Origin of the sequence: Desulfitispora alkaliphila (assembly GCF_050433185.1) — a bacterium.
Taxonomy (GTDB): Bacteria; Bacillota; Desulfitisporia; order Desulfitisporales; family Desulfitisporaceae; genus Desulfitispora; species Desulfitispora alkaliphila.
In genome coordinates, this window is record NZ_JBNPXS010000023.1 from 43864 (window position 1) to 50085 (window position 6222).

The 6222-nt window shown below is 36.6% G+C and carries 9 protein-coding genes; all 9 read right to left on the reverse strand.

Annotated elements, in window-relative coordinates:
* Positions 1 to 8: 8 nt before the first annotated feature.
* Genes GGQ84_RS09575 through GGQ84_RS09615 form a run of 9 tightly spaced genes read right to left on the reverse strand, consistent with a single transcriptional unit; the run spans position 9 to position 6058 of the window.
* Positions 9 to 518, reverse strand: coding sequence for a hypothetical protein (locus GGQ84_RS09575; protein WP_429162075.1), 510 nt, complete (start codon positions 516 to 518; stop codon positions 9 to 11).
* The gene (gene pilM / locus GGQ84_RS09580; RefSeq protein WP_429162077.1) at positions 509 to 1357 is read right to left on the reverse strand and encodes a type IV pilus biogenesis protein PilM; all 849 of its coding nucleotides are present in this window, start codon (positions 1355 to 1357) and stop codon (positions 509 to 511) included. Before pilM ends, GGQ84_RS09575 begins: the two co-directional genes overlap by 10 nt.
* A 13-nt stretch (positions 1358 to 1370) precedes the next feature.
* Positions 1371 to 1805: a hypothetical protein gene (locus GGQ84_RS09585; protein ID WP_429162079.1), complete on the reverse strand. Its 435-nt coding sequence runs from the start codon at positions 1803 to 1805 to the stop codon at positions 1371 to 1373.
* 7 nt (positions 1806 to 1812) lie between these two features.
* The gene (locus GGQ84_RS09590) at positions 1813 to 2277 is read right to left on the reverse strand and encodes a PulJ/GspJ family protein (RefSeq protein WP_429162081.1); all 465 of its coding nucleotides are present in this window, start codon (positions 2275 to 2277) and stop codon (positions 1813 to 1815) included.
* Positions 2270 to 2665, reverse strand: coding sequence for a type IV pilus modification PilV family protein (locus tag GGQ84_RS09595; RefSeq protein ID WP_429162083.1), 396 nt, complete (start codon positions 2663 to 2665; stop codon positions 2270 to 2272). Before GGQ84_RS09595 ends, GGQ84_RS09590 begins: the two co-directional genes overlap by 8 nt.
* Positions 2665 to 3132 (reverse strand): GspH/FimT family pseudopilin, encoded by a 468-nt coding sequence (locus tag GGQ84_RS09600; protein ID WP_429162085.1) that lies wholly within the window; start codon positions 3130 to 3132, stop codon positions 2665 to 2667. The genes GGQ84_RS09595 and GGQ84_RS09600 overlap by 1 nt, the downstream gene beginning before the upstream one ends.
* A complete protein-coding gene (locus tag GGQ84_RS09605) occupies positions 3125 to 3508 on the reverse strand; it encodes a type II secretion system protein (RefSeq protein WP_429162086.1) in 384 nt (127 codons plus the stop codon). The genes GGQ84_RS09600 and GGQ84_RS09605 overlap by 8 nt, the downstream gene beginning before the upstream one ends.
* A 10-nt stretch (positions 3509 to 3518) precedes the next feature.
* The gene (locus tag GGQ84_RS09610; protein ID WP_429162088.1) at positions 3519 to 4700 is read right to left on the reverse strand and encodes a type II secretion system F family protein; all 1182 of its coding nucleotides are present in this window, start codon (positions 4698 to 4700) and stop codon (positions 3519 to 3521) included.
* On the reverse strand, positions 4697 to 6058 hold the full coding sequence (locus GGQ84_RS09615; protein WP_429162090.1) for a GspE/PulE family protein: 1362 nt from the start codon (positions 6056 to 6058) through the stop codon (positions 4697 to 4699). The genes GGQ84_RS09610 and GGQ84_RS09615 overlap by 4 nt, the downstream gene beginning before the upstream one ends.
* Positions 6059 to 6222: the final 164 nt, after the last annotated feature.

Consider the following 6222-nt stretch of genomic DNA (forward strand, 5'->3'; position numbering starts at 1 on the left):
CCCCAAATTCATTTTTTAGGATAAACCATAATGCTAGCAAGATAACTTTGCTCATACATTTTTTCTATACTATCCACGTGTACATTTTGAATTCTGTGGTCAGCCAATAATTTTCCCACATATTCTGCTCCAATATTTAAGTCACTAAATAACACCCTCAATACTAGTGGTTTGTTAGAAGAATAGTCAATTTCTAAAAGCTTTATCCCTTGCCCCGCATAGTTAATGACACTTCTAATATAATATGGCTCCATGCCATTCTCTATTTGTAGTAAGAACTCCTGATACTCACTAATCTCATGTGACAACTGTTCGATTTCTCTGATGTCCTCTATAGGAATTTGGGCTTTCGCTTGTTGTAGCCCCATTAATTCTTGCGACAGTACTTCCGTGCGTTCTCTTTCTCCACCTATATAAAAAAAGCTGCTAGTAAGCGCAACTAGTAACATTAAGATAAGGCCTATCTCTACCCCCGGAAAACAAAGACGCTCCTCCTTTGGAATTAGGTTTACTTCCACTTTACTACCCCCCTCAATGCCAGGCCTAAGCAAATTGGACTTGCTTCCATATAGTCCATAATTATATTTCCCGGAACATGTGATCGCTCTAACTTTTCTCCAGGGTGTCCTTCTATGCTATCTCCTGCCAGTACAATCCGCTCAATTCTATTTCCCGTATTCTTGAGGTATTCACAAAAATAATCTAACTCCACACTCAAAGCACTGGAAGTGCCAATGTTGCGAAATATTATCTTCCCAGTATCTTTATTTTTATAAAACATTTGCCCACTGCCATTTTTATTAAAACAAAAAAGGGTGTTTTTGTAATCTATATAACCGGAAAAAAAGTATCTTAATATGGTTATCATTTCTGGTTCTAATGCCATTGGCTTTAGACCTGATTCCCTGACTATTTTTGTAAGCTCATAAGATAATTTTGTGGGAATAGCCACAGCTAAGATACTAACGTATTTAGTGTCTTTGCTTAGATAATTGCCTGTAATAGTATAATCTATAGTTAAATCCTTTACGTCACTAGATGTGAAGGGATCGATTTCCCATTTTACAGCTTCTGCTAACTCCTTTTTATTCATCCACGGAAGCTCCAGACTTTTAATAAAAAAGTAGCTATTATCAAATGCGAAATAAGCTTTGTTACCAATTAGCTTTTCCGCAGTTACCATTTCCATCAGCTTCTCTTTATACTCCATTTGAATCTCATCGTTCCAGCTTGGTGCATAAGTTTTGAGTTCAGCGCTAATAGTTTTTTTAATATGGACATATTCTTTCTTTTGCCTAAAAAGAACTGCTTCTACTTTTCTGTTTAAATTAATGGCTACTTTGTTAATATGAAACATAACTCACCTCAACTCAGTTAACTCTTTTATAGTCTTTAAGAACTATCTTTTTAAAATCATCTTGAATGTAGTGAAATTCAAACTCTACATAAATTGATTCTAATACCTGATTTGAATATCCAGTAGAGTAAGCACTTACCTGCATCACAAGGTACTCCTCTGGCTCATCCTCAGTTAGTAATATTTGTCGCACATCTTTCACTTCTACCTGATATGTATTATTATCACAGTTAAAGGTTCCCCGAGTTACAGGTTGGCCCTCCCTAGCCTTCCAGCTCAAGTGCTCAACTCCGCCTTCTGCATAGTAATAAGATTTCTTTTTGTGCAGTTGTAGCTGCTGGATTTTCTGTTCACCTATTATTTTAGTGACTGAAACTCCCAATATTGCTAGTACCAGGAGTAGGATAACCAGTGAGAAAACTAAGGCGTGTCCATTTCTATTTTCCATAAGGTGTTCATCTCCTCAAGCTAACTGCTGTTTGCATCTTTCTTCCATTTTCTTCTGTAGATTCTATAACTATTATCACTGTTTTCCTGTCACTTGTTACGTGAAATTCAACACTTCCTATTCCATCTGCTATTGGATTGTGACCATTGTTTTTTTCGACCCAAAGTTGATTGCGCCATACGCGATAATTCTTTCTGTCCCACACATTTTCTCCTTCTAATCTCATTTGGTCACTTTGTTGACCCGCACCAGGGCTGATAATACCATGGGCTGCTCTTACTTCGTCCGTTAAAAACTGCATAGCCCTAGTTAGGTGATAGTTTTCCTCTAAGCGGGATTCCAGGTTTTTATTTATATTCATCCAGATTATCATATAGTTAAGTCCAAAAGAGATTAAAATAGTTAACAACAATGAACTGGCAACCACCTCTATAAGGGTAAAACCTTTTTTATTTCTTATAGATTTAATCATTTATAGAACCACCTACAAACTTTGTTTCTAAACTGAGCAGCTTTTTGTCAGTTTCCTTATCTATTACTATAACTTTGTATTTATACACACCTGTGCTAACCCCACTTTTTACTAACTCCCATTGCCCTTCCCATCTAAGTTCATCTTCCTCACCCCATAAAAAATCACTGTTATGCATAGCATTAGCTCCAAGTATATATTCTGACCTATGATATTCAGCCCGCAGCATCTCTATCTGCTCTTGTGCAATATATAGGGCTTGGCTTTTTTTTGCGTTTTCATCTGTTCGAGTAATATAGTCTAAAGGATAAAAAAGCACTTGGATTAAGAGTAGCAAAATTGTTACTGACGCCAAGACCTCTAAAAAGGTATAGCCTTCTTCTCTCATTATGGTAATCCTTCCTCAATTCTAATTCTCCCAGTATTAACTGTAACTATGATTCTAATATAGTTGTCCTTATCACTTTTCAGTAAAACAGTTCCCCCTTGAGCTACTGTACCCTTATTTCTAAATCTAACTGTAGGTACATTACCTGGACTAAGAGAGTTAAAGTTAACCATCTCAATTCTAATGCCCTCAGGCATATCCCTAACTTTGACTATTTCTAAATTTTTTACAACCCTGTAGTGTTGAGGCTGGGTGTGGATATAAAACCTGACGTCACAGTAATCTCCCTGGGCAAGTGCAGCTTGTTGGGCATATCTCATATCTTGCTTTAGTTCCTCTGCAATAGCTTGCAGTTTCCACTTTTCTAAAGCAGATGCCAGCTGTGGTAGAGTCACAGCAGTAAGAAGTCCTATCAAGGTAACTACTGCTAGTACTTCAAGAAAGGTAAAGCCCCTAGATTTATTCATTTACAAACTTCACCACTCCACTTGTATCGCTATCTTCTTTTTTTACTTCTCCCGTTTCTGGATTATATACATAACCGGTCCATTTTCCATTACCTTCCGCTTCAGCCTTCTCCTCACAGGGACACACGGGAAAGCTATTGCAATAATCTCTCATATCGCTTGATTTTAAATCTCCGCTACTTTCTGGATATTCTCCATGCTCTATGGCATATAGCTCTAAGATTCCCTCTAGCATTTTTATATTGCCCTCACACACATTCCCTTTGGCAACACCTACACTATTGAACACCCTGGGAGTAATCATTGACGCTAAAAGACCTATCACAACTACAACTGCTAACACTTCAAATAAAGTAAATCCTCTCTTGTCTCTCATCATATCACCTCTAATATATTATGTTTAACAAATCATACAGGGGCAACAGTATACACGACAAAATAAAGCCGATAAATACTGTTAAAAGCAGTATCACTGTAGGCTCAATCATTTTGGTCATTTTCTCAAACATGACCCTAACCCTTTCCTCATACTCTTGGGCGATAAACCAAAACCCCTCATCCATGTTACCTGCTCTCTCATTTACTGCTATAATCTGTATATCTCTGCTGGTTAATATGGATATGCTCCTAATAGCATTAGTAAGGTCTTCCCCAGCTTCAATCCTGTTTTTCACCTGAGATATTTGCATTTGCAACAGCCTACTATTAATAATGTTTCTAGTTGATGTAATAGCTGATATTAGATCAGCGCCACTATACAGCAAAATACTCATGCTTTTGGTTAAGTGACAAATTAAAACATACTGGATGGTCTTACCAACCAGGGGAAGCTTAAGTATTACTCGTTCAAAAAAAGTGTTCTTTCGCACTAATAAAATTATAATCAGGACTAAACTTAAGAAAGGAGTTAATACATTGAATAATGACAATGAAACGTTAGAAAGGCTTATTATTATTGGAGGTATTTCACCTCCTTGAGTAGTGATAATATCTACTGTCTGAGGAAGTAAAAAAATTGTAAACACGTATAGAATAATTGCCCCAAAAAAGGCAATAAATATTGGGTAGGATAAATGCCTGATTATTGATTTACTTAAATGCTCTCTGCTTTCGTAATATCGTGAGATATACTCTAAAATCTCCACTAGCTTTCCACTTTTCTCACCTATACCTACAATATTACAAAAAAAAGCAGGAAATTCTCTTTGAATTGTTAAAGCCTCTTGCAGAGTTGCCCCATTTTCTAAAGATTTCTCTATTCTATAATACAGATTCTTAAACTTTTTTCTCTCACTTTGTTCCCTTAGAATCTCAATTGCTTTTAGTAGTGAAATTCCAGCTTGAAGCATTTTCTTCAAATTAGTTGCTAGAGATGTTAGTTCCCTGTTAGTCAACTTAGGGTTAAGGAGCACTTGTAGCACCTTAATCTTTTTCTTGGGGGATGCAATCACAAACAATCCATCTTCCTTCAGTACCTTTATTACTTCGGCCTCAGACCTAGCTGAAATACTACCCTTTTTCAAGTTACCTGCTCTATCTCTAGCTCTATAACTGTACATTGCACTCATTGACTTAATACCCTTTTAATTTCAGCTTTAGTAGTTACACCTTCATTTACTAATAGAGACGCTTTTACCCTCATAGTTTCGAAGCCATTATCTACTGCAGCTTTTAACATACTTTGCTCACCACTTTCACATCTAATTAAATCTTGCAGTTCTTCGTCTATGCTCAGAACCTCTTCAATACTGGTTCTACCATGATAGCCTGAATAATTACACAGCGAGCATCCTTTGGACTGTTGGCAGCTACATACCTTTCGCACTAAGCGCTGAGATACTGATCCAATTAACACATCTGCAATCAAGTAGGGTTCAATACCCAAATCTATTAATCTAGTTATGACATTTACTGCTCCTTTTGTATGAATTGTGGATAATACTAAGTGACCAGTTAGTGCTGCTCTAATTACTATCTTAGCTGTCTCATAGTCCCTAATCTCGCCAACCATGATTATATCTGGGTCTTGACGTAGCAGGGTCTTTAGCCCCAGAGGGTAAGTTAATCCTTTATTTACGTTGATGTTGATTTGAGTGACTCCATCTAATTCATATTCCACCGGTTCTTCTAAGCTGACAAGACTTTTCTCATTTGAACTAATGTGATCAAGCATGGAGTATAACGTAGTAGTTTTACCGCTTCCAGTGGGTCCAGTCATCAGAATAATGCCGTGATTTTCTCGTAACAAGCTTTTTACTTTTTTAAGATTTGTACTGCTGTACCCTAAATCAGTTAACTTGAGAAAGGCCTCTTTTCTGTCTAATATCCTTAAGACTATTTTTTCCCCTCGCGCTGTAGGCATCGTCACAACTCTAAAAAATACAGTTTTACTTTCATATTCTTGCTTCATCTTCCCTTCTAAGGGAAGTCTGCTCTCTGCTATATCAAGTTCCGCCATTACTTTTACTCTAGTTACTATGGACTTATAGGAAATCGGATAAGGCCTCAGGATATTTTGCAAAACACCATCTATTCTATATCTAACTTGCCAACTGTTTTCTAAAGGTTCAAAATGAATGTCACTGGCTTTTATGGCAACACCCTTTTTGATAATGTCGTCCACAATTAGTTTTACCTCTTGCTCATGCTTACCACCGTAATCCTTTGTTTCATCATGAATAATATTATTTTTGTTTTCAAAGCTGAAGTAATGCCTGTTAATTACACTTTCAATTTCAGCTTCAGAGATCAAGCAAGGTTTAATCTTGTATCCTGTCAATGTGGTTATGTCGTCTACAAATTGTGGATCAATGGGGCCGGACATAGCTACACTCAATTCTCCCTTTACTACTTCAATAGGCACAATGCGGTATCTTTTTACTAATTCTACTGGTATGGTATTTAGAACCTGTGGATTTACTTTCAAGGAAACCACTTCCATCAATGTTATTTATGGTAAATTTCTACATATTTATATAAAATTCCTCTTTTTACATGAGACTTTTGCAAATTAATTAACCCTTGATATATAAGGTTTTCAATATCATAAAAAAGGACTTCACCCCAATGTGGAGAAATTTTCAAGTGACA

What these genes read in the sequence shown, in the direction of transcription:
- pilM (WP_429162077.1), bottom strand. Translation starts at nt 1,357, where the DNA reads ATGTTTCATATTAACAAAGTAGCCATTAATTTAAACAGAAAAGTAGAA.
- GGQ84_RS09585 (WP_429162079.1), bottom strand. Translation starts at nt 1,805, where the DNA reads ATGGAAAATAGAAATGGACACGCCTTAGTTTTCTCACTGGTTATCCTA.
- GGQ84_RS09590 (WP_429162081.1), bottom strand. Translation starts at nt 2,277, where the DNA reads ATGATTAAATCTATAAGAAATAAAAAAGGTTTTACCCTTATAGAGGTG.
- GGQ84_RS09595 (WP_429162083.1), bottom strand. Translation starts at nt 2,665, where the DNA reads ATGAGAGAAGAAGGCTATACCTTTTTAGAGGTCTTGGCGTCAGTAACA.
- GGQ84_RS09600 (WP_429162085.1), bottom strand. Translation starts at nt 3,132, where the DNA reads ATGAATAAATCTAGGGGCTTTACCTTTCTTGAAGTACTAGCAGTAGTT.
- GGQ84_RS09605 (WP_429162086.1), bottom strand. Translation starts at nt 3,508, where the DNA reads ATGAGAGACAAGAGAGGATTTACTTTATTTGAAGTGTTAGCAGTTGTA.
- GGQ84_RS09610 (WP_429162088.1), bottom strand. Translation starts at nt 4,700, where the DNA reads ATGAGTGCAATGTACAGTTATAGAGCTAGAGATAGAGCAGGTAACTTG.